Origin of the sequence: Pseudomonas sp. A34-9 (assembly GCF_029543085.1) — a bacterium.
Lineage (GTDB): Bacteria > Pseudomonadota > Gammaproteobacteria > Pseudomonadales > Pseudomonadaceae > Aquipseudomonas.
Genome location: NZ_CP119967.1, coordinates 5097583 through 5118206, shown reverse-complemented (window position 1 = coordinate 5118206; position 20624 = coordinate 5097583). Strand labels below are relative to the sequence as shown.

At 61.0% G+C, this 20624-nt stretch carries 19 protein-coding genes; 11 read left to right on the top strand and 8 right to left on the bottom strand.

Going from position 1 to position 20624, the window contains the following annotated elements; genetic code table 11:
* Nucleotides 1-89: 89 nt before the first annotated feature.
* A complete protein-coding gene (locus P3G59_RS22800; RefSeq protein ID WP_277759058.1) occupies nucleotides 90-995 on the bottom strand; it encodes a LysR family transcriptional regulator in 906 nt (301 codons plus the stop codon).
* A gap of 113 nt (nucleotides 996-1108) precedes the next feature.
* Between P3G59_RS22800 and P3G59_RS22795 the strand changes: the two genes are divergently transcribed.
* Both P3G59_RS22795 and P3G59_RS22790 read left to right on the top strand, forming a co-directional pair.
* Nucleotides 1109-1987, top strand: coding sequence for an MBL fold metallo-hydrolase (locus tag P3G59_RS22795; RefSeq protein WP_277759057.1), 879 nt, complete (start codon nucleotides 1109-1111; stop codon nucleotides 1985-1987).
* 45 nt (nucleotides 1988-2032) lie between these two features.
* Nucleotides 2033-2647, top strand: coding sequence for an NAD(P)-dependent oxidoreductase (locus P3G59_RS22790; protein WP_277759056.1), 615 nt, complete (start codon nucleotides 2033-2035; stop codon nucleotides 2645-2647).
* 195 nt (nucleotides 2648-2842) lie between these two features.
* On the opposite strand, the gene P3G59_RS22785 is transcribed toward P3G59_RS22790, so the two are convergent.
* A complete protein-coding gene (locus P3G59_RS22785) occupies nucleotides 2843-3724 on the bottom strand; it encodes a LysR substrate-binding domain-containing protein (RefSeq protein WP_277759055.1) in 882 nt (293 codons plus the stop codon).
* Between the two features lie 137 nt (nucleotides 3725-3861).
* Here P3G59_RS22785 and P3G59_RS22780 point away from each other — a divergent pair, with 137 nt between their 5' ends.
* The 6 genes from P3G59_RS22780 to P3G59_RS22755 all read left to right on the top strand — a co-directional run bounded on the left by P3G59_RS22780 (nucleotide 3862) and on the right by P3G59_RS22755 (nucleotide 11248).
* Complete coding sequence (locus tag P3G59_RS22780; protein WP_277762196.1) at nucleotides 3862-5499, top strand: 5-guanidino-2-oxopentanoate decarboxylase; 1638 nt, start codon at nucleotides 3862-3864, stop codon at nucleotides 5497-5499.
* On the top strand, nucleotides 5496-6947 hold the full coding sequence (locus tag P3G59_RS22775) for an aldehyde dehydrogenase family protein (RefSeq protein ID WP_277759054.1): 1452 nt from the start codon (nucleotides 5496-5498) through the stop codon (nucleotides 6945-6947). The genes P3G59_RS22780 and P3G59_RS22775 overlap by 4 nt, the downstream gene beginning before the upstream one ends.
* A gap of 218 nt (nucleotides 6948-7165) precedes the next feature.
* Nucleotides 7166-8269, top strand: a complete 1104-nt coding sequence (locus P3G59_RS22770) for an ABC transporter substrate-binding protein (protein ID WP_277759053.1) — start codon at nucleotides 7166-7168, stop codon at nucleotides 8267-8269.
* A gap of 156 nt (nucleotides 8270-8425) precedes the next feature.
* Nucleotides 8426-9334 carry an ABC transporter permease gene (locus tag P3G59_RS22765; RefSeq protein WP_277759052.1) on the top strand — a complete coding sequence of 303 codons (909 nt, stop codon included), beginning with the start codon at nucleotides 8426-8428 and terminating at the stop codon, nucleotides 9332-9334.
* Nucleotides 9331-10179: an ABC transporter permease gene (locus P3G59_RS22760; protein ID WP_277759050.1), complete on the top strand. Its 849-nt coding sequence runs from the start codon at nucleotides 9331-9333 to the stop codon at nucleotides 10177-10179. The genes P3G59_RS22765 and P3G59_RS22760 overlap by 4 nt, the downstream gene beginning before the upstream one ends.
* 13 nt (nucleotides 10180-10192) lie before the next feature.
* Nucleotides 10193-11248: an ABC transporter ATP-binding protein gene (locus tag P3G59_RS22755; protein WP_277759049.1), complete on the top strand. Its 1056-nt coding sequence runs from the start codon at nucleotides 10193-10195 to the stop codon at nucleotides 11246-11248.
* Nucleotides 11249-11458: 210 nt separating this feature from the next.
* Here P3G59_RS22755 and P3G59_RS22750 read toward each other — a convergent pair whose 3' ends face one another.
* Nucleotides 11459-12388 (bottom strand): AraC family transcriptional regulator, encoded by a 930-nt coding sequence (locus tag P3G59_RS22750; protein WP_277759048.1) that lies wholly within the window; start codon nucleotides 12386-12388, stop codon nucleotides 11459-11461.
* Between the two features lie 369 nt (nucleotides 12389-12757).
* On the opposite strand from P3G59_RS22750, the gene P3G59_RS22745 reads away from it, so the two are divergent.
* Together P3G59_RS22745 and P3G59_RS22740 are read left to right on the top strand one after the other, a co-directional pair.
* A complete protein-coding gene (locus tag P3G59_RS22745) occupies nucleotides 12758-13111 on the top strand; it encodes an antibiotic biosynthesis monooxygenase family protein (RefSeq protein WP_277759047.1) in 354 nt (117 codons plus the stop codon).
* Nucleotides 13112-13155: 44 nt separating this feature from the next.
* Nucleotides 13156-13398 carry a hypothetical protein gene (locus P3G59_RS22740; protein ID WP_016985292.1) on the top strand — a complete coding sequence of 81 codons (243 nt, stop codon included), beginning with the start codon at nucleotides 13156-13158 and terminating at the stop codon, nucleotides 13396-13398.
* A 4-nt stretch (nucleotides 13399-13402) separates the two neighbouring features.
* Here P3G59_RS22740 and P3G59_RS22735 read toward each other — a convergent pair whose 3' ends face one another.
* Nucleotides 13403-14032 (bottom strand): flavin reductase family protein, encoded by a 630-nt coding sequence (locus P3G59_RS22735; protein ID WP_277759046.1) that lies wholly within the window; start codon nucleotides 14030-14032, stop codon nucleotides 13403-13405.
* A gap of 268 nt (nucleotides 14033-14300) precedes the next feature.
* Nucleotides 14301-14576, bottom strand: a complete 276-nt coding sequence (locus P3G59_RS22730) for a hypothetical protein (RefSeq protein ID WP_277759045.1) — start codon at nucleotides 14574-14576, stop codon at nucleotides 14301-14303.
* A 342-nt stretch (nucleotides 14577-14918) separates the two neighbouring features.
* Between P3G59_RS22730 and P3G59_RS22725 the strand changes: the two genes are divergently transcribed.
* Nucleotides 14919-15674, top strand: coding sequence for a hypothetical protein (locus tag P3G59_RS22725; protein ID WP_277759044.1), 756 nt, complete (start codon nucleotides 14919-14921; stop codon nucleotides 15672-15674).
* A 122-nt stretch (nucleotides 15675-15796) separates the two neighbouring features.
* Here P3G59_RS22725 and P3G59_RS22720 read toward each other — a convergent pair whose 3' ends face one another.
* The 3 genes from P3G59_RS22720 to P3G59_RS22710 all read right to left on the bottom strand — a co-directional run bounded on the left by P3G59_RS22720 (nucleotide 15797) and on the right by P3G59_RS22710 (nucleotide 20588).
* On the bottom strand, nucleotides 15797-17116 hold the full coding sequence (locus tag P3G59_RS22720) for an MFS transporter (RefSeq protein ID WP_007912608.1): 1320 nt from the start codon (nucleotides 17114-17116) through the stop codon (nucleotides 15797-15799).
* A 383-nt stretch (nucleotides 17117-17499) separates the two neighbouring features.
* Nucleotides 17500-18828 (bottom strand): sigma-54 dependent transcriptional regulator, encoded by a 1329-nt coding sequence (locus tag P3G59_RS22715; protein WP_277759043.1) that lies wholly within the window; start codon nucleotides 18826-18828, stop codon nucleotides 17500-17502.
* Nucleotides 18828-20588, bottom strand: a complete 1761-nt coding sequence (locus P3G59_RS22710) for an ATP-binding protein (RefSeq protein ID WP_277759042.1) — start codon at nucleotides 20586-20588, stop codon at nucleotides 18828-18830. Before P3G59_RS22710 ends, P3G59_RS22715 begins: the two co-directional genes overlap by 1 nt.
* Nucleotides 20589-20624 lie beyond the last annotated feature (36 nt).

Genomic DNA, 20624 nt, shown 5'->3' with positions numbered 1-20624 from the left:
AGCATAGAACAAGATCAAAAGATCGCAGCCTTCGGCAGTTCCTACAGAGATCGGTATAGGAGCTGCCGAAGACTGCGATCTTTTGACTTTTAAAAGCCCAGGTCCCATTGCGGATTTTCCGGAAAGCGCTCCACCAGAAAATCCAGCATGCTGCGCAGCGCCGCCGGCATGTGTTTGCGCGAGGCGTACACCGCGTAGATGCTCATCTGCCGCGGTTCGGCATGGGGCAGCAGGCGGATCAGTTCACCGCTGTGGATATGCACCCCGGCCTGATAGGTCGGCAGCATCGCCACCCCCGCGCCCGCCAGTGTCGCGCGCAACAAGGTGCTGGCTTCATTGGCGCTGATGTTGCCCTGCACCGGCACCGAAACCGCTTCGCCATCCTCCTCGAAATGCCACAGGCTTTTGCCGAAATACGAGTGCGTCAGGCAGTTGTGTCGGCTCAGTTCCTCGACCCGCAGAGGCGCCGGCTGTTCTTGCAGATACGCCGGCGCGGCGCACACCACCGAGCGACAAACGGTCAGGCGTCGGGCGATCAGGTTGGGGTCGAGATCGTTACTGGTACGAATCGCCAGATCGATGCGTTCATCGACCAGATTCACTGTGCGATCGAGCATTTGCAGATCGATGCTCACACCCGCATAGCGCTTGACGTACGCGGCCATCGCATCGGCCAGTTGTGCCTGACCGAACGAGGTGCTGACGCTGATGCGCAACAACCCGCGCGGGGCATCGTGGGGTTCGCTGACGGCCGCCTGCATGTCCGTCGACAGATCGATCATCTGCCGACAGCGCGGCAGGATTTCGCTGCCGGCTGCGGTCAGGCTTAACTTGCGCGTGGTGCGGTGCATCAGGCGTGCGCCGACCCAGTCCTCAAGCTCCGCCAGATAACGTGAAACCACCGGCCGCGAAAGGTCAAGATGATCGGCTGCGGCCGACTGGCTGCCCAGATCCACCACGGTGACAAACACCCGCATTGCTTGGAGACGATCCATGATTTGCCCGCTTTCAGAAACAAACTATGTTCAAGCATCGCATTTTTTGTACTGAGTCAGGCAACTAAGCTCTGTCCCATCGCAAACACGGCATTCGGACACCGGAGCAACAGATGATCGGCTTCACCACACTCAAACGCGTTCTGCTCGCCACCGCTTCCCTGGGTTTCGCCGCGCATGCAGCGGCTGCCAACCTGACCCTCGACGTCTACAACCCGGGAACCAAGGCGATTTTCCCGGTGACCTCGGTGCTGGTCAGCGGTGAGAAAGACGCGATCCTCGTCGATGCGCAATTCGGCAAATCCCAGGCTGAACAAGTCGTGGAAAAAATCCGTGCGAGCGGCAAGCACCTGACCACCATTTACATCAGTCACGGTGACCCTGATTACTACTTCGGTCTCGACACTCTGACCCAGGCGTTCCCTGACGCCAAGGTGCTGGCCTCGCAACCGACCGTCGATCACATCAACAAAACCGTCGCCGGCAAACTGGCCTTCTGGGGGCCGAAAATGGGCGCCGATGTGCCAGCGAAAACCATCGTGCCGGGTGTGCTCAAGGGCGACAGCCTGATGCTCGAAGGGCAGAAGTTGCAGGTGGTCGGTCTTGAAGGCAAACAGCCGGATCGCAGCTTTGTGTGGATTCCGTCGCTCAAAGCCGTGGTCGGTGGCGTAGTCGTCGCCGAGAACATTCACGTGTGGATGGCCGACACCCAGACCGCGCAATCCCACGCTGACTGGCTGGAAACGTTGCACTCGATCGAAACCCTCAAGCCGAACACCGTGGTGCCGGGTCACTACCTGGGCGACAGCAGCCGTTCGCTGGCCAGCGTGAAATTCACCGCCGACTACATTAAGACTTTCGACGCGCAAACCGCCAAAGCCAAAGATTCCGCCGCACTGATCGAGGCGATGAAAAAGCGCTACCCGACACTCGGCGAAGAAAGCTCGCTGGAGCTGAGCGCGAAAGTCGCCAAGGGCGAAATGCAGTGGTAAGCCGAATCTGAAAACGCAGCAATCTCAAGCCAACTGGAGAATGTCATGAGCAAGATCGCAATCATTGGTGCCACCGGCCGCGCCGGTAGCCAATTGCTGGAAGAAGCCCTGCGTCGTGGCCATAGTGTTACCGCTATCGCCCGCGACACCTCGAAGATCGGCGCCCGTGCCGGTGTGGTCAGCAAGAATGTCGATGTGCTGGATTCAGCAGCGTTGCAAGACGCGGTGGCGGGTCACGATGTGGTGATCACCGCCGCACATTTCGCCACCGTCCCTGCGGCGGCGATTGTCGGGCCGGTGAAGCAGGCGGGCGTGCCACGCTTGCTGGTGGTGGGCGGTGCCGGTTCGTTGTTGCTGCCGGACGATACGCGCGTGATCGACAGTGCGGGGTTCCCGGCGGAATACAAAACCGAGGCCAGTGCAGGTTCGGCGTTTCTTCAGGCGTTGCGTCAGGAGAAGGATCTGGACTGGACCTTTCTGTCGCCTTCGGCAGAGTTTGTCGAAGGTGAGCGCACGGGTAGTTTCCGTGTCGGCCAGGATCACTTGCTGGTGAGTACCGAGGGGCGTAGCTGGATCACCTTTGCCGATTACGCGATTGCGCTGATTGACGAGGTGGAAGCGCCGAAGCATTCGCGTCAGCGGTTTACGGTCGGGTATTGAGTGAAACCTCGCCCCTCACCCCAGCCCTCTCCCGAGGGAGAGGGAGCCGACCGAGTTGTCTGGCGTGGTACATCGACCTGAACGATCGAGTCGATTATGGATTCGGTACAGCATTTTCAGGTCGCTGTATTTCTTCAGCAACCCGCAATCAGTCCCCTCTCCCCCTGGGAGAGGGTTAGGGTGAGGGGAAAAGCCTCAGCGCAAATGGGCCTGCTCAACCAGCCAGATCATCAGTTCTTCCAGCTGCGGCGATGGCTCGGTTCCCGCAGGCACCACCACGTAATACGCCAGCCCCGTCTTCACCTTCAACTCAAACGGCATCACCAGCCGCCCGGCGCGCAGGTCATCGCCGATCAACGACCAATCTCCAATCGCCACCCCCGTCCCATGCGACGCCATCGACATCGCCTGATCCAGCGTTTCGAAATGCTGGCCCATGTTCACGTTATTGAGCTGCAACTCCGCCGCCGTCAGCCACACTTTCCAGTCCTGCGTATCGGCAGTCGGATGTAGCAACAAGTGCTGTTGCAGATCGGCCGGCTCGGACAATGCCGGCGGGCCTTTCAACAGTGCCGGTGAACAGACCGGGGTCAGTTGTTCATCGAACAGATGCAGCGCGGTCGACGAGTTATCCGGTGGCGTTCCATAAATCACCGCCGCATCGAATTGCTCACGTTGAAAATCCACCCCATGGGCCAGAGTGGTGGTGAGTTTGACCGGCACATCCGGGCGCTCCTTCTGCCATTGCAGCAGGCGCGGCACCAGCCAGCGCATGACACAGCTCGGCGCCTTGAGTTGCAGGGTTTCGCGCTTGAGACCGATCTGCTCGGTGGCCTCGGTGATCAGAGCGAAAACCTTCTCCACTCGCGGCAGCCACTCACGACCTTCAGCCGTCAGCTCCAGACCCCGGGCCAGACGAATGAACAATTCATACCCCAGATGATCTTCCAGCCCGGCGATCTGCCGGCTCACCGCGCCCTGGGTGATGTGCAACTGCTCGGCGGCCCGGGTGAAGTTGCAGCACTGCGCGGTGATCAGAAACGTATGCAGGGCGGGCAGGGGTGGCAGTCGTTTCATGTGGATCCAAGGTATGACGTGAGGACATGGCTAGTATGACTTTTAATCGATTGTTGCCGCTACCTGCCGACCGTTCAATGAGCCCATTGAAGGCCTTCATGGGCCTTGTGTCTCAAACGAACAAGAAGGGCAACGACATGGCGACGTGTGGCGAAGTACTGGTCAAGTTACTCGAAGATTATGGGGTCGAGCAGGTGTTCGGCATTCCCGGCGTGCACACCGTGGAGCTGTATCGCGGGCTGGCCCGTTCGAGCATCAACCACGTCACCCCACGGCATGAGCAAGGCGCCGGTTTCATGGCCGACGGTTATGCGCGCACCAGCGGCAAACCGGGTGTGTGCTTCATCATCACCGGGCCGGGCATGACCAACATCACCACGGCGATGGGCCAGGCTTACGCCGATTCGATCCCGATGCTGGTGATCTCCAGCGTACAGACCCGCAACCAGTTGGGCGGCGGGCGCGGCAAGCTGCACGAGTTGCCGAACCAGAGCGCACTGGTCGGCGGTGTCGCGGCGTTCTCCCACACGCTGATGTCGGCGTCGGAATTGCCGGGCGTGCTCGCTCGCGCATTCGCCTTGTTCCAGGCCGGCCGCCCGCGTCCGGTGCACATCGAAATCCCGCTGGACGTGCTGGTAGAAGAAGCCGATGACTTGCTCGCCAGCCGCCCGGTCAACATCGACCGCGCCGGTGCCGCCCCCGCTGCCGTCAGCCGCATGAGCGAGTTGCTCGCCGGCGCACAGCGTCCCTTGATTCTCGCCGGTGGCGGTGCGATCGATGCCGCTGCCGAACTCACCGAGCTGGCCGAACTGCTCGATGCCCCGGTGGCGCTGACCATCAATGCCAAGGGCATGTTGCCATCCGCGCATCCGCTGCTGATCGGCTCGACGCAAAGCCTGGTCGCCACCCGCGCACTGGTCGCCGATGCCGATGTGGTGCTGGCGATCGGCACCGAACTGGCCGAAACCGATTACGACGTGACCTTCGCCGGTGGCTTCGAGATTCCCGGCAAACTGCTGCGCATCGACATCGATGCCGATCAGACCGTGCGTAACTATCCGCCAAACGTCGCACTGGTTGCTGACTCGCGCAATGCCGCGCAAGCACTGCTCAGCGCCTTGTCGCAGAAGCCGCAGGCCGAGCGCCGCAACGATTGGGGCCAGGTGCGCGCGGCGCGTCTGCGTGAAGATCTGGCCGCGAACTGGGATGCCCCGACGCTGGCGCAAACCCGTTTCCTCGAAACCGTGCTGCACGAATTGCCCGATGCGGTGTTCGTCGGCGACTCCACGCAACCGGTGTACACCGGCAACCTCACCTTCAACGCGGAGCGCCCGCGGCGCTGGTTCAACTCATCGACCGGTTACGGCACCCTCGGCTACGCGTTGCCCGCTGCGATTGGCGCCTGGCTCGGTGGTCAACTCGACAAAGGCGCGCGCCCGCCAGTGGTGTGCCTGATCGGCGACGGCGGTCTGCAATTCACCCTGCCGGAACTGGCCAGCGCCGTCGAAGCACGCACGCCGGTGATCGTCCTGCTGTGGAATAACCAGGGCTACGAAGAGATCAAGAAATACATGGTCAATCGCGCCATTGAGCCGGTCGGCGTCGATATCTACACCCCGGACTTTATCGGTGTGGCCAAGGCCCTCGGCTGCGCCGCCGAAGCGATCAGCTCGGTTGAGCAATTGCGTGGTGCACTGCGCGCCGCCACCGATCGCCAAGGCCCGACCGTGATCGAAATCGACCAGAACCAGTGGATGCAGGCGGTGGCCCGATGATCAGTTTCCCAACCACACTCGACGGCCTCTACATCAACGGCCAATGGTCGGCCGGTCGCGAACATCTGCGGGTGATCAACCCGGCCACCGAAGCGCTGCTGACCACGGTCAATGGTGGTGACGAGCAAGCGGTCGAGCAAGCCGTCGCCGCTGCGACTGAAGCATTCAAGGACTGGTCGCAAACCACTGGCGCCGAGCGCGGCGCGATCCTGCGCAACATCGCCAATGGCGTGCGCAACGGTCGCGATCATTTGATGAACCTGCAATCGAGCAACAACGGCAAACCGCAGTTCGAAGCGGCCATCGACGTCGATGACGTGATCGCCACGTTCGAGTATTACGCCGAACTCGCCGAAGGCCTCGACGCCAGACAGGACAGCCATGTGCCGCTGCCCAGCGATGATTTCAGCGCACGCCTGCGTCGCGAACCGTGCGGTGTGGTCGGGCTGATCGTGCCGTGGAATTTCCCGATGGTCACCACCGCGTGGAAACTCGCACCGGCCCTCGCCGCTGGTTGCTGCGTGGTGTTGAAACCGTCGGAAGTCACGCCGCTGCCGGAGCTGGAACTGGCGGCAATCATTGCCGAATCCGGTCTGCCCAAAGGCGTGTTCAACGTGGTTTGCGGCACCGGTCTGGCCGTGGGTGCGCCGCTGTCGGCGGATCCGCGCATCGCCAAGATTTCCTTCACCGGCAGCAACGCCGTCGGCGTGCAGGTGATGCAGCGCGCCGCTGAAACGGTGAAGGGCGTGAGCCTTGAGTTGGGCGGCAAATCCTCGCTGCTGGTGCTGGACGATGCCGATCTGGAGCTGGCGGTAGAACTGGCTTGCGGTGGCGGTTTCTTCAACGCCGGGCAAATGTGCTCGGCCACCAGCCGCGTGCTGGTCGCCGATGAACTGGCGGATGAATTCCTCGAACGTTTGCAACAGCGTGCGCAAGCCATTCGCGTGGCGGATCCGTTCGACCCGGACGTGGAGATGGGCGCACTGGTCAACCAGGCGCAATACCAGCGCGTGCTCGGTCACATCGACCGTGGCCTGAGCGCCGGGGCGCAGCTGCTGTGCGGCGGTAATCGTCCGGCGCATTTGCCGCGCGGCTATTTTTTGCAGCCGACGGTGTTCACCGATGTGCCCCTCGACAGTGCGTTGTGGTGCGAAGAGATTTTTGGCCCGGTGTTGTGCGTGCGTCGTTTCAGCAGCGAAGCCGAGGCAATTGCCTTGGCCAACGACAGTCAATTCGGGCTGGTCGCCAGTGTGGTGACGCGTAACGCCGAAACGGCTGACCGTGTCGCCAACGCCCTGCAGGCGGGACTGGTGTGGCTCAACGCGCCGCAAGTGATCTTCCCGCAAACGGCGTGGGGCGGTTACAAGCAGAGCAGCATCGGTCGCGAGTTGGGGCCGTGGGGCCTGACCGCGTTTCAGGAAATCAAACACGTGATCCGGGCGCTCTGAAACGCCCGAAAAAGGTCAGCGCATGCCTCGCAACGAGGCATGCGCCGGCGTCATGGCTTCAATGAGTTTTTATCGATAGTCAGGTGTTTTGCACGACCTCAGGATGAACCCGTCGGCAGCGCTCAAGCCCTTATGAATCGGGGCTTGGCGCGGATCCGGCCGCGCGGATGCAACGGTTGCGACCAACCTCATACTTAAAAGAACAAAGGGAGTCCGTCATGGGCGAGCACGATCTGAACAGGCGTCAATTCATTAAAACCGTTGGCGTCGCCTCGGTGGCGGCCGCCGCCATGAGCATGCCCTTCATCCGGGCGAGCGCCAGCGACACGCGTTTTGCCGGCAAGACCCTGCGTTTACTGACCTGGTCGGATGACACCGGCCTCGCGGCACTGCGCAACATCGCCGCCACGTTCGAAGCCAAGACTGGCGCCAAGGTCATCGCCGACCGCACCGGCAGCACCTCGGAAATGGTCGCCAAACTCAAGGCCGGCGGTGATCGTCCGCAGTACGACATCATCACCCTGGCGGGTGTCGGCGCCGAAGGTCTGGCCGCCGCCGGGCTGTTGGAAAAACCCGATCTGAACCGCATTCCCAACCTGGTCGACGTCCCGGAGAAATATCGCACCGGCGCCAATGGCCACGGCATCGGTTACCTGTTGTGGTGCAACAGTCTGGTCTACAGCACCCGCACCCAGAAAGAAGCGCCGACCAGTTATGCCGCGCTGTGGGATGCCGATCTGGCACCGAACATTTTCCTGCCGCCACCAAACTGGACCGAGGCCATGGACCTGATCATCATCGCCGCGAAACTCGCCGGCGGTGACGAACACAACATTGAACCGGGCTTCAAGAAACTCGCCGAACTCAAGGATCGTGTGGTGACGTTGGGTGAAAACCCGAACCAGATCGCCGAACTGTTCCGCACCGGTTCGCTGGACATGGGCGGCTTGTACGCGCCGGCATTTTTCCCCAAGCAGATTCGCGATCCGAACTACGGCCTCGGCGCTACGTTTGGCATGAAGGAAGGCTTCTACACCGACCTGATGCTCTCGGTGATGCCGAAGAATCGTCCGGGCGATAGCGATCTCGCCTACGCGTTTATCGACCACTCCCTCGACCCGCTGGTGCAGGGCAAGATGGCCGAAGACATCTTCAACGGCCCGGTCAACGCCAAGGCGATCATCTCCGCCGAAGCGCGCAAGAGCCCATACATCCTCACCCCGGAGCAGATTGCCGAGAAGGCGATCATGCACGACAACGCCTTCCTGGCCACCGTGCATGACCAATGGATTCGTCGCTATACGGAAATATTTTCTTCCTGACCCGAAGTCCCCCTGTAGGAGCTGCCGAAGGCTGCGATCTTTTGCCTTTGATCTTCTCTGAGCAGATGAGGATCAACAGCAAGATCACAAGATCGCAGCCTTCGGCAGCTCCTACAGGGATGTGTTGTTTGGCTTTCCATTGACGAGATCATTGCTATGGAACATCAATCCCTGACCCAACCGGTCGGCGCCGCTGCCGTGCGCCCGACGCGCGCTGTTTCACCGACCGCGCGGGCGTGGCTTTTCCTCACGCCGTCGATGCTGTTTCTCGGCGTGCTGATTGCCGCCAGCCTGCTGGTGCTGCGCATGAGCGTCGGCACCAAAGGCGCGGAGTGGACAGGTTTCAGCCTGGCCAGTTACGCCCAGTTGCTCGAACCCTATTACCTGAAATCCTTGCTGCTGACCTTGCGTCTGGCGCTGATCAGCGCGGTGATTGCCGTGGTGCTGGCGATCCCGGTGGCGTACACCATGTCGCGGCTGACCTCGCCGTTCCTGCGACGGATCTTCCTCGCTGCGGTGCTGCTGCCATTGCTGGTCAACCTGTTGCTGCAAAGCTACGGCTGGCTGGTGATTCTCGGCCCCGCCGGGATGCTCAATCAGGCGCTGATGGCCCTCGGCCTGATCAAGCGCCCGATCATGTTGCTGTACAACCAGAACGGCGTGTTGATGGGCCTGGTGCAAACCGCGTTTCCGCTGGCCGTGCTGCCGATTGCCAGTGCCATGCGCGGGGTTGCCCGCACCTATGAGGAAGCGGCCGCGACCCTCGGCGCCAGCCGTTTTCAGGTGTTCCGCCAAGTGGTGTTGCCGATGAGTTTGCCGGGGATCATCACCGGCGCAACGCTGGTGTTTGCCTACAACGCCAGCAGCTTCGTGGTGCCGTTGCTGCTCGGTGGCCGTCGCGTGCCGATGCTCGCGGTGATGGTGCATGACCAGATCGCGCCGCTGATGAACTGGCCTGCCGCGTCCGCTGCCGGTGTCGTACTGATTGTCACCACACTGGCAATCATGACCTTGTCCGAATACATCACGGGTCGTCGTCGGCGGCTGCTGGAGGCTTCGCAATGAGTGCCCTGATCAACAAGCGCATGGCGCTGCTGCCCGGCGACACCGGCAAATTCGCCGGCATCCTCTCCGGGTTCATTCTGCTGCTGGCGGTGTTGCCGATCCTGACGATGATCGTCATGTCGTTCAGCGGTGCGTCGAACCTCGACTTCCCGCCGAGCAGATACAGCCTGCAATGGTACAAAGCGGCCTGGCACACGTTTGTTTCGCCGGATGCCAGCGACGTGCTGAGCCTCGGTCAGGCGATGGCCACCAGTCTGCTGGTGTCGTGCCTGACGATGATCTTCGCCACGCTGATCGCAGTGCCCGCTGCTTACGCGCTGACCCGGTGCGAGTTCCGTGGCAAAGCCGTGGCGCTGCAGCTGATGTCGCTGCCGCTGGTGTTTCCGATGGTGGTGTTGGGCCTGGCGTTGTTGTTGGTGTTCGACAGTCTGCCGTTCCACATGACCACGTCGCGACTGGTGATCGCCCACGTGATTCTGGCCTTGCCGTTCGTGGTGAAGAACTGCACCGCGGCGATGCTCTCCATCGGCAGTGAAGTCGAAGAAGCCGCGCGCATGCTCGGCGCCTCGCCGCTGCGCGCGATTGTCGATGTGGTGGTGCCGTTGATGAAGTCGGGGATTCTGGCGGGCATGCTGCTGGCGTTCATCGTCTCGTTCAACGAATTCACCGTGACCTATTTCCTCTACACCATCGACGTCATGACCGTGCCGATCTGGATGTACAGCCGCACCGTGTCATCGCTCGACCCTACCGTGTTCTCGTTTGCCGTGCTGATCGTGCTGATCGACTTCGTCCTGATCTGGGCGCTGGAGAAGCTGGTGGGCGAGGGCGGCGTTTCCTTTTGATTTGAGGTGCAACATGACTGGTCTGATTCTGGAAAACGTCGAGAAATTCTACGGCTCGGCTTGTGCGGTACAGGACGTCAACCTGCATTTGCCGGAGGGCAAACTGGTGTGTTTCCTCGGCCCTTCGGGCTGCGGCAAAACCACCTTGTTGCGGATGATCGCCGGGCTGGAAACCCTCACTGGTGGTGAGATTCGTCTGGATGGCGAGGACATCGGCCAGACCCCGGCGCACCTGCGCAACTTCGGCATGGTCTTTCAGTCGCTGGCGCTGTTCCCGCACATGACCGTCGGTGAGAACATCGCCTACCCGCTGAAACTGCGCGGCGTCAGCAAGGCCGAGCAGCAGGCGCGGGTGGTCGAGTTGCTGGAGCTGATCCAGTTGCAGGCGATGATCGACCGTCCGGTGGCGAAGCTCTCCGGTGGTCAGCGCCAACGCGTGGCGATTGCTCGGGCGATTGCCTCGCACCCGAAAATCCTTCTGCTTGATGAGCCGCTGTCGGCGCTCGATGCGAAGTTGCGCGAATCGATGCAGGTGGAAATCCGTCAACTGCAACAGCGCCTGAACATCACCACGATCATGGTCACTCACGACCAGCGCGAAGCGATGACCATGGCCGATATCGTCGTCGTGCTGGGCGAGCACAAGGTGCAGCAGGTCGGTACGCCGATCGAGATCTACCGGCATCCGGCCAACGAATTCGTCGCGGACTTCATCGGCTCGGGCAATATTTTTCCGGCCACGGCGCTGGGCGACGGCAAGGTCAGCCTGCCGGGCGGCGATGCGCTGCAAGTGCCGATCTGCAGCAGCATTGTCGTGGGGCAGAAAGTGAAGATGCTGATTCGTCCGGAAGACCTGCAACTGTCCGCGCCGCAAGCGACGGCGGGGAATCGATTACTTGGCAAAGTGACGTTTGTGCGTGATATCGGCGCGACCATCGAGACGACGGTGGAGTGTTCCGGGGTGACGTTTACGGCGTTGAGTACGCCGTGTCAGGGAATTGGATTGGGGATAGGGCATCCGGTGTCGGTGACGTTGCCGGTGGAGGCGTGTCGGGTGTTGGGGGCTTAGAGCGAGGTCTGACTCCGAATCGCCCCTCACCCCAGCCCTCTCCCTCCGGGAGAGGGAGCCGACCGAAGTGTCTGGCGCTATCCATCGACCTGAAAAATCCAGTCGATTATGGATTCGGCAGAACACTTTCAGGTCGGTGTACTTCTTGAACATCCCCCAATCAGTCCCCTCTCCCTCCGGGAGAGGGTTAGGGTGAGGGGCTCTTGACGGTCACACCGATAACCGCAACCGCGCCAGATCCCGCAGCGGTGGCGCACCAAACAAGCGGCTGTACTCGCGGCTGAACTGCGACGGACTTTCATACCCCACGCGATACCCCGCCGCCGACGCTTCCAGCCCTTCGGCCAGCATCAAACGCCGCGCCTCTTGCAGGCGCAATTGCTTCTGATACTGCAGCGGACTCATCGCCGTCATCGCCTTGAAGCGGTGATGCAGGGTCGACACGCTGAGATTCACTTCCTTGGCCAGATCATCAATGCGCAGCGGCTGTTCAAAGTTGCCGTTGAGCCATTTGATCGCCTGGCTGATGCGGTGGCTCTGACTGTTGGCAATCGCGATCTCATACAAGCGATGCCCCTGCGGGCTGCGCAGCAGGCGATAAAGAATCTCGCGGCGAATCAGCGGTGCGAGCATGGCGATGTCTTTCGGCGTATCGAGTAATCGGGCCAGACGCAGCACCGCATCGAGCATCGAACTGTCGATCTGCTCGACATACAAACCCCGTCCGGTCGGCCGGGTCGGCACGCCCATGGGGCCGGCGTCGGCGATCAGTGCAGTGATTTCCGCCGGGTCGATGTCCAGGCGTACGGCGAGGATCGGCTCCTCCGGTGACACATTGACCACCCGCCCGCTCAGCGGCATCGAAACCGACACCACCAGATAATTCAGCGGGTCGTAATTGAAGTACTCATCGGCCAGTCGCACCTCTTTGCGTCCCTGCGCCATGATGCACAGCGCCGGTTGCGCGAGCACCGGGGCAAAGTCGTGGGATTGGGTGTGACGCGACATGAACAGCGAGCCGATGGCGGTCTCGTAGCTGCCATCGTCGGTGGTGTTGCGGCGGATGATCGCCGCCAGTTCCGCACGCTGCTTTTCCATGTCGGCGTCGGGCGGAGTTTGAAAACGATCGAATGACGTCATGCACGGCATCCTCGGCAGGGGAGGTGGAATGGAGCAGAGCATATGTTTGTGCAAGCGAGAGCGGTAGACACATCCTGCGAAATGCTTGCCTGATTCTGCACCGCGCTATTGCTCAACATCGACGCGACGCCCACCTGTAGGAGCTGCCGAAGGCTGCGATCTTTTGATTTTTGTCTTTAAGGTCAAAAGATCGCAGCCTTCAGCAGCTCCTGCATGGGATGTGTGTGAACTCAGCTTCAGGCAAGTCTCGCAGGATTGTGCAACGCGGCGGCAGGAATCGACTAACGGCGGCCGGCGCGCGGCCCTTAATCTTGGATCCTGTCGCAGCCCGTCCCCCGGCTGCCACGCGACTCCCTGGGAGGGTTGAACATGTCCAAGCAGATTCCCGTCAGTCATATGGCCTTCGTTCGAGCGCGCGCCGGGCGTTCGGCGGAGCTCGGTGTACGCCTGAGCGCGTTGATCGAGCCGTCCCGCGCCGCCCCCGGTTGCCTGAGCTTTGCCTTGCAGCATTCGCAGTGTGATCCCGAGCTGTGGCTGGTCTGCGGGTTCTGGAGCAGCCAGCAAATGATGACCAACTATTTCAACAGCCCGTCGATGGAAATCTTCGCCGAGCTGGTGCAGGAACTGGTGGTCAACAGCCTCGACTTCCACACCTTCAAGGACGTGTCGGCGGCGCAAGCCATCGGTCAATGCCCGGCGCCGGTACACAAACTCGTCGGTTGAGGGTTTAATGTCCGGCTTAATTTGTCTGAGCCGGGATGTGTGACATGGCACGTAAAGAGTTCGAACACTTCGAAGCAGTTTCCGCAGTCGTCCCCGTCGAGTTGGGCGGCAACAAGGGCTATCACGCGGCAATCGCGGTCAAGGCCCTGGTCGATGGCGGCGCACCACGCTTTCACAAACTGCTCAATGATCAGGTCTTCCCCGGCGCCATCGCCGCCGACGAGGCCGCTATCAATGAACTGGATAACCTCAAGGGCGTCACTGACGACGCCGAGTTGATCTGGTAACGCGTTACCTGGTTGCGCCCGGACGCCACATCTTGAACAGGGCCTCAGGCCCCAGCTGGAAGTAATCCGCCGGCCCGCCGCCGCGCAGAATCGGTTCTGCCGCGGCGGTGTCGTAGATGCCGTCCTTCAACAGCCACTTGGCGATATGCACGGCGACCACTTCGCCGAGGATAAGCCAGCTCGGCACCGTCTCGCCATCAGCGCGCTGCAATTGAATGATCTGGGTGACCTTGCATTCGAAGGACACCGGGCTTTCGGCCACCCGTGGCACCGAAATCACTTTTGACGCGGCCGTCGTCAATCCCGCCAATTCAAATTCGTTGACCTCAGGCGCGACCATCGCGCAGCTCTGGTTCATCTGCTCGGCCAGCGGGCGGGTGGCGAGGTTCCAGGCGAATTCGCCGGTCTGTTCGATATTGTTCAGGCTGTCTTTGCGCCCGACGCTGGAAAAACCAATGATCGGCGGAATGTAGTTGAAGGCGTTGAAGAAGCTGTACGGCGCCAGGTTGAGCTGACCATTGGCATCCTGCGAAGAAATCCAGCCGATGGGCCGTGGACCGACGATGGCGTTGAACGGATCGTGGGGCAGACCGTGGCCGTTGGCCGGTTCGTAGAAATGGATGTCATCGGGCATGGTGGGTGAATTCCTGAGGCTGCGGTTCGGATGCAGCCATAGTGCAAGGACGCCCGGCATATTTCCAGCCAGACGAGGATCCCCGTGTAGGAGCTGCCGAAGGCTGCGATCTTTTGATCTTGATCCTTAAAGCAAAATCAAAAGATCGTCCGATCGCGGCCCGAGCCTTCGGCAGCTCCTACGAGGATTTGTGTGGAATTCAGAAATTGTCATCCCCCAGAAATAACCAAGCCCGGCCAAGGCCGGGCTGTGTGAGGACTGCTGATACTTAGCTGATGGCAGCGGCAGTACCGGTTTTATCGAAGCCGTCAGCCGCGACGGTTTTACCCAGGTTGGTTTTATCGAAACCATCGGCAGCCACAGCTTTACCGATATTGGTTTTATCAAAACCGTCAGCGGCATAAGTACCGGTGTGGCTGGTTTCGATGGCGGCGCTGGCACCGTTGATGAAGTCAGCGGATTTGGTTTTGTCCGAGCCATCGGCAGCGAAAGTGTTGGCAGCCAGTACGGACAGGGTCAGGGCGAGGATCAGTCGGGTTTTCATGTTCGTTACTCCGGATTCATTGGCGGGTGTGTCTTGCATGGGTTTAATGCTACGCCAACTAAATTGATTAAAAAGCGCAAAATGATGCTAAAAACAATCGATTAACTTGATATTAAGGGCGGCGCATTCAATTCGCTTTCGTCGTGGGAGCGAGCGTCGCGCAGGTCATCGATCAGGTGATTGCAGAATGCAGGGGCCGCATTAATTAGCGATTAATCGCTGTTTTTTGCGGCGTGACAGATTTTTCATACTTTGCCGACCGCTTTTTCACCGTTGCAACGCCAGTCTGCCCACGGCCAGAAAACCAAGAACCGGCCGTCACACACTGGAGCGTTCCCTGCGATGAACAAACTTCCTCAAATCACCCTGGCCTTCTGGATCATGAAAATCTGCGCGACGACCCTGGGGGAAACCGCGGGGGATTTGCTGTCGATGACCCTCGACGTCGGCTATGCCATGAGTTCGCTGATTTTGATCAGCGTCTTCGTCCTGACGCTGATCACGCAGTTGATGGCCAAGACTTACAAGCCATTGCTGTACTGGCTGGTGATCCTGTCGACCAGCACCGCCGGCACGACCATGTCGGACTTTATGGACCGCACCCTCGGACTGGGTTACGCCACCGGCTCGATGATCCTGATTGCGATTCTGCTGGCGATCTTCGCTGCGTGGCGCCTGAGCGGTGATTCGCTCAACGTCAGCAAGGTGCAGACCTTCCGTGGCGAGATGTTCTACTGGATGGCAATTCTGTTTTCCAACACCCTCGGCACGGCACTCGGTGATTATCTTGCCGACGATTCAGGGCTGGGTTTTGCCGGTGGCGCGCTGTTGATCGGCTCGACCATCGCGGCAGTCGTACTGCTGAAGTACTTCACGAAGATTTCCACGGTGCTGTTGTTCTGGGTGGCGTTCGTGCTGACCCGGCCGTTCGGCGCGACCCTGGGTGACTTGATGACCAAATCCCATGAGAAGGGCGGGCTGGACTTCGGCACCGTCGGTTCGTCGGCGGTGCTGGCGGGGATTCTGCTGGTGATGATTGTCGGGGCTTCGTATGCGCAGAAGCGTTATGGCAAGCAGCAGGTTGCCGAGTTGACTTGATACCGAGTCGCCCCAATCGCGAGCAGGCTCACTCCTACAGGGGAACGCATTCCAAATGTAGGAGTGAGCCTGCTCGCGATGGGGCCAGAACAGCCACCGTTGCAGTGGCTGTGAAAACGCGATCAGTCAGTGACGATCCGCGAATGCTTCTGGGTGTCCTTCATGGTGATGTACACCAGCAACGACACCGCGATGCATGCCGTCACGTACCAGTAGTAACCGGTTTCCATGCCGATGCTCTTGAACCACAGCGCGATGTATTCGGCGGTGCCGCCGAAGATCGACACGGTCAGTGCATAGGGCAGTCCGACGCCCAGCGCGCGGATTTCAGTCGGGAACAATTCAGCTTTCACCACCGCGTTGATCGAGGTGTAGCCGCTGACGATGATCAGCGCCGCCATGATCAGGAAGAACGCGCCCCACCAGGTTTGAATGGTGTGCAGGGTCATCAGGATCGGCACGGTGAAGATCGTCCCGAGCACGCCGAAGGCGATCAGGATCGGACGACGACCGATCTTGTCCGACAGGCCACCGATGATCGGCTGCAGGCACATGAACAGAAACAGCGTGGCGGCAGAAATGGTGGTCGAGTCGGAGATGCTCATGCCGACGGTGTTCACCAGGTATTTCTGCATGTAGGTGGTGTAGGTGTAGAACGCCAAGGTGCCGCCCATGGTCAGGCCGACCACGGTCAACAGCTCTTTGGGGTGGCGCATCAAAGTGCGCATGGCGCTTTCTTTGGACTTTTCTTTCTTGGTGAACGACTCGGTTTCTTCCATGCCGCGACGCAGGTACAGCGCGACGACTGCGCACAGCGCGCCGATGGCGAACGGAATACGCCAGCCCCACGCGTACAGCTGTTCAGTGGTCAGCACGTTCTGCAGCACGATCAGCACGCCGAGCGCGATGAGCTGGCCGGAGATCAGGGTCACGTACTGGAAGCTGGAGAAGAAGCCGCGACGTTCCTTGGTCGCCATTTCCGAGAGGTAGGTGGCCGAGGTGCCGTATTCGCCACCGACCGACAGACCTTGCAGCAGTCGCGCGAACACCAGCAGGATCGGCGCACCGATGCCGATGGTCTCGTAGTTCGGGCTGAGGGCGATCAACAGCGAGCCGAAGCACATCAGGTAGACCGAGGCCATCAGGGCTTTCTTACGTCCGACCTTGTCGGCGTACATCCCCATCAGCCAGCCACCGATCGGACGCATCAGAAAGCCGACGGCGAAAATCGCGGCGGTGTTCATCAGTTGGGCGGTGGTGGAACCGGCGGGGAAGAAGGTCTTGGCGAAGTACAGCGAGAAGGCGGCGTAGACGTACCAGTCGTACCACTCGACCATGTTGCCGACGGACCCGCTGAAGATCGATTTGATCCGGCTGGCGGTGGTTCTTTCTTTGGCGGGCACGGCAGCCGACCCAAGTGGCAGGGCGTTGGAGTTATCCATTGAAGGATCCTTCGTTTAATTGTTTTTGTGGAGCGCGTTGGAACGCAGCCTGCGAGGGCTATAGCAGGACGTGTGCCAACGGTGGGAGGGGCGGTTTAGAGGGGGTGACGGGATTGGGTGAGCGGGTTTGTGCCGATGGATTTGATCTTGTGAGCGGATTTCCGCTTATTGGGGCGAAGATCAAAAGCCCCTCACCCTAACCCTCTCCCGGAGGGAGAGGGGACTGACCGAGCTGTTCTTGAGGGTTACGCCGACCTGAGATACCGAGTCGAACTCAGGTTTGAAAAGCATGAAGATCGGCTCCCTTTCCCCCTCGCCCCCTGGGGGAGAGGGCTGGGGTGAGGGGGATGGATTTAAGCCACAGCAAAAATCCCGACCCAGCCTCACTCGGCCAGAAACATCTCCCGACTCAACCCATGCCGCTGCATCTTTTCATTGAAGGTGCGGCGCGGCAGTTGCAGCTCTTCAAGCACCGCTTTCACATCGCCCTTGTGCCGCGTCAGTGCCGCACGCAGGCACTGCGCTTCAAACGCCTCTTGCTGCGTCGCCAGCGACTGCCCCGGATCTATCCCCGGGGCCGGCTCGGCCAGCCCCAGCACTTGTCGTTCGGCGACGTTCGCCAGTTCGCGGACATTGCCCGGCCAGTCGTGGCTGAGCAGATGACTCAGCTGAGCACCGGTCAGTGGCGGGAATGTCCGCCCCAGCCGTTGAGCGGCGCTCTGGGCAAAGTTTTCGAATAACAACGGAATGTCTTCACGCCGGTCACGCAGCGCTGGCAAGCGCAGCTCGGCGACGTTCAGGCGATACGCCAGATCCTCGCGAAACCGTCCGGCCCGCGCTTCGTCGAGCAAGTCGGGTTTGGTCGCCGCAACTATGCGTAGATCCACGCGAATGCTCTGATTCGAACCCAGGCGCTCCAGCTTCTGCTCTTGCAATACCCGCAGCAGTTTCACCTGCTGGGCCAGCGGCATGCTTTCGATTTCATCGAGAAACAGCGTGCCGCCATCGGCGTATTCCAGTTTGCCGATGCGTTTGCCCGACGCTCCGGTAAACGCGCCGCTCTCATGGCCGAACAGCTCGGCTTCGAACAACTGTTCAGGAATCGCCGCGCAGTTCAGCGCCACGAACGGCTTGGCCGCACGCGGGCCGAAATCATGCAGGCAACGCGCAACCAGTTCCTTGCCGCTGCCGGTTTCGCCACGGATCAACACATTGACCGGCAACGCCGCCAGATCCAGCACTTGCCGACGCAACGTCTGCAGGCCACGGGACACGCCGAGCAGGGTCGCGTCGAGTTTCGCGCGGTTGTCGGCCTGCTCGTGCAACGCACGGTTTTCGAGGATCAGACGGCGTTTGTCCAGCGCCCGGCGCAAGCTGCCGAGCAAGGTTTGCGGGCTGAAGGGTTTTTCCAGAAAGTCGTAGGCGCCGTCGCGCATCGCTTCGACGGCCATCGGCACATCGCCGTGGCCGGTGAGCAGGATCACCGGCAGATCGGCATCGCGGCGCTGCACCTCGGCCAGCAGTTCCAGGCCACTGAGACCGGGCATGCGCACGTCGCTGACAATCACCCCGGCAAAGTGCGCGGGCAGGGCGGCGAGGCATTCTTCGGCGCGGCTGAACAGTTGCACCTCGAACCCCGACAGGCTCAGCCACTGCTCCACGGCGCTGCGAATGCTGCTTTCGTCATCGACCACCATCACCGAGTTGAGCATCAGATGTGTGCCTCCAGATCGATCGGCAAAGTCAGGCTGAACACTGCGCCTGTTTCAGCGTTTTCCACACTCAGGCGTCCGCCGGATTCATGCACGATGGCAAACGACACCGCCAACCCGAGGCCGAGGCCGTCACCCACCGGTTTGGTGGTGAAGAACGGATCGAACACCTGACCCAGATGTTCATCGGCGATGCCGCCGCCATTATCGCTGACGCTCAGCCGCCACAGTTGCTCATCGGCTTCCAGGCGGATTTGCAGACGCTTGCACGGCTTGCCCTGCATTGCGTCGAGGGCGTTGCGCAGCAGGTTGATCAGCACTTGCTCCAGACGGATCGCATCACCGCGCACCCATGCCGGGCGGGTCAGGTGCAGCACCAGACTGACCTGTTCGTCACGCAGCCGGGCGTCGAGCAGTTGCAGAGACTGATCCACCACCGTCGCCAGGTCCAGCCGCTCGCGCAAACCGCTGGGGCTTTTGCGCGCGAAGGTCTTGAGGTGGCCGGTGAGGGCGGCCATGCGCGTGAGCATCTCGTCCACCGGTTTCAGTGCTTTGTAAGCATCGTCGACGCGGCCATGTTCGAGCAGCAGACGCAAGGTTGCCAGTTGCATGCGCTGGGCGGTCAGCGGTTGATTGATCTCGTGGGCGAGCGCGGCGGACATCTGGCCGAGCGCGGCGAGTTTGGCCGACTGCACCAGACCGTCCTGGGCGGTACGCAAGTCGCGAGTGCGCTCCTCCACCAATTGCTCGAGTTCTTCGCGGTTGCGCTGACGGATTTTCGACAGCCGCCAACGCTGATTAAGGAACAGCAACAGAAACACCAGCGCCAGCCAGACACCCGCGGCAGCGAGGCCAGCGTTGCGCAGATCCTCGAACGCCACTTGTGGCTGGCGCAGCAGATGCAGAGTCCAGCCTTCAGCCGTCAGCGGCAGTGATTCCCACAGATAATCCGCCGTGCCCTGCGGGCCTTCGACCCGGCGCAGGTCGCTGTTGTCATCGAAGCGGCGCAGCGACAGATGAGTCAGTGGCACCAGCGACTGTTTATCGTACTGGCGGGTGGCTTTGATCTCGGCCAGATCACTGGCATTCAACGGTCGCAACGCGCGATAGCGCCAGCCGGTCTGGTTGGCGATGAAGATGATCCCGCGCGCATCGCTGACCAGCAGGGTGTCGCTGCCCTGGCTCCATTCGCGTTCAAGTTCGGGGAACTCCAGCTTGACCACCATCGCCCCGAGGAACTCGTCGTTGTCGCCGAGCACTGCGCTGGAGAGAAAATAACCGGGTATCCCGCTGGTCACGCCCACCGCATAAAAACGCCCGCTGCCCTGGGTGCGGGTCTGGCTGAAATAGGGGCGAAAACCGTAGTTGTGGCCGACGTAACTGCTCGGCAAACGCCAGTTGCTGGCGGCCACCGCAAGGCCGGTGTGATCGAGCAGTTCAAGGGTCGAGGATTGCGCCGCGCCGTTGATCTTTTCCAGCTTCAGATTCAGTGCCGCCTGTTCCTCGGCATCGACCGGCCCGGCCAGCGCCGAGCGCAACTGCGGATCCAGCGCGAGTACAGCGGGAAGGGCGCGGTAGCGGTCGATCAGGGTGTGCAGCGAGTTGGCATAAAGCGACAGTTGCTGGTTGGCGCGAGCGGCGTCCTCTTCCAGCGCCTGACGCTCGGCGTGGCGGATCGCAAGCGTGGCGGCAAGCGCCGCACCGGCGATGATCAGCAGGGTATACAACGACAGACGCAGGGTACGGGAAGTCGGCAGCATGCTGGGCAGATGGATGGCAGGTCGGGCGGGCACGAT

What these genes read in the sequence shown, in the direction of transcription:
- P3G59_RS22785 (WP_277759055.1), bottom strand. Translation starts at nt 3,724, where the DNA reads ATGAAACGACTGCCACCCCTGCCCGCCCTGCATACGTTTCTGATCACC.
- P3G59_RS22755 (WP_277759049.1), top strand. Translation starts at nt 10,193, where the DNA reads ATGACTGGTCTGATTCTGGAAAACGTCGAGAAATTCTACGGCTCGGCT.
- P3G59_RS22760 (WP_277759050.1), top strand. Translation starts at nt 9,331, where the DNA reads ATGAGTGCCCTGATCAACAAGCGCATGGCGCTGCTGCCCGGCGACACC.
- P3G59_RS22790 (WP_277759056.1), top strand. Translation starts at nt 2,033, where the DNA reads ATGAGCAAGATCGCAATCATTGGTGCCACCGGCCGCGCCGGTAGCCAA.
- P3G59_RS22710 (WP_277759042.1), bottom strand. Translation starts at nt 20,588, where the DNA reads ATGCTGCCGACTTCCCGTACCCTGCGTCTGTCGTTGTATACCCTGCTG.
- P3G59_RS22725 (WP_277759044.1), top strand. Translation starts at nt 14,919, where the DNA reads ATGAACAAACTTCCTCAAATCACCCTGGCCTTCTGGATCATGAAAATC.
- P3G59_RS22745 (WP_277759047.1), top strand. Translation starts at nt 12,758, where the DNA reads ATGTCCAAGCAGATTCCCGTCAGTCATATGGCCTTCGTTCGAGCGCGC.
- P3G59_RS22720 (WP_007912608.1), bottom strand. Translation starts at nt 17,116, where the DNA reads ATGGATAACTCCAACGCCCTGCCACTTGGGTCGGCTGCCGTGCCCGCC.
- P3G59_RS22770 (WP_277759053.1), top strand. Translation starts at nt 7,166, where the DNA reads ATGGGCGAGCACGATCTGAACAGGCGTCAATTCATTAAAACCGTTGGC.
- P3G59_RS22740 (WP_016985292.1), top strand. Translation starts at nt 13,156, where the DNA reads ATGGCACGTAAAGAGTTCGAACACTTCGAAGCAGTTTCCGCAGTCGTC.
- P3G59_RS22780 (WP_277762196.1), top strand. Translation starts at nt 3,862, where the DNA reads ATGGCGACGTGTGGCGAAGTACTGGTCAAGTTACTCGAAGATTATGGG.
- P3G59_RS22730 (WP_277759045.1), bottom strand. Translation starts at nt 14,576, where the DNA reads ATGAAAACCCGACTGATCCTCGCCCTGACCCTGTCCGTACTGGCTGCC.
- P3G59_RS22735 (WP_277759046.1), bottom strand. Translation starts at nt 14,032, where the DNA reads ATGCCCGATGACATCCATTTCTACGAACCGGCCAACGGCCACGGTCTG.
- P3G59_RS22775 (WP_277759054.1), top strand. Translation starts at nt 5,496, where the DNA reads ATGATCAGTTTCCCAACCACACTCGACGGCCTCTACATCAACGGCCAA.
- P3G59_RS22800 (WP_277759058.1), bottom strand. Translation starts at nt 995, where the DNA reads ATGGATCGTCTCCAAGCAATGCGGGTGTTTGTCACCGTGGTGGATCTG.
- P3G59_RS22750 (WP_277759048.1), bottom strand. Translation starts at nt 12,388, where the DNA reads ATGACGTCATTCGATCGTTTTCAAACTCCGCCCGACGCCGACATGGAA.
- P3G59_RS22765 (WP_277759052.1), top strand. Translation starts at nt 8,426, where the DNA reads ATGGAACATCAATCCCTGACCCAACCGGTCGGCGCCGCTGCCGTGCGC.
- P3G59_RS22715 (WP_277759043.1), bottom strand. Translation starts at nt 18,828, where the DNA reads ATGCTCAACTCGGTGATGGTGGTCGATGACGAAAGCAGCATTCGCAGC.
- P3G59_RS22795 (WP_277759057.1), top strand. Translation starts at nt 1,109, where the DNA reads ATGATCGGCTTCACCACACTCAAACGCGTTCTGCTCGCCACCGCTTCC.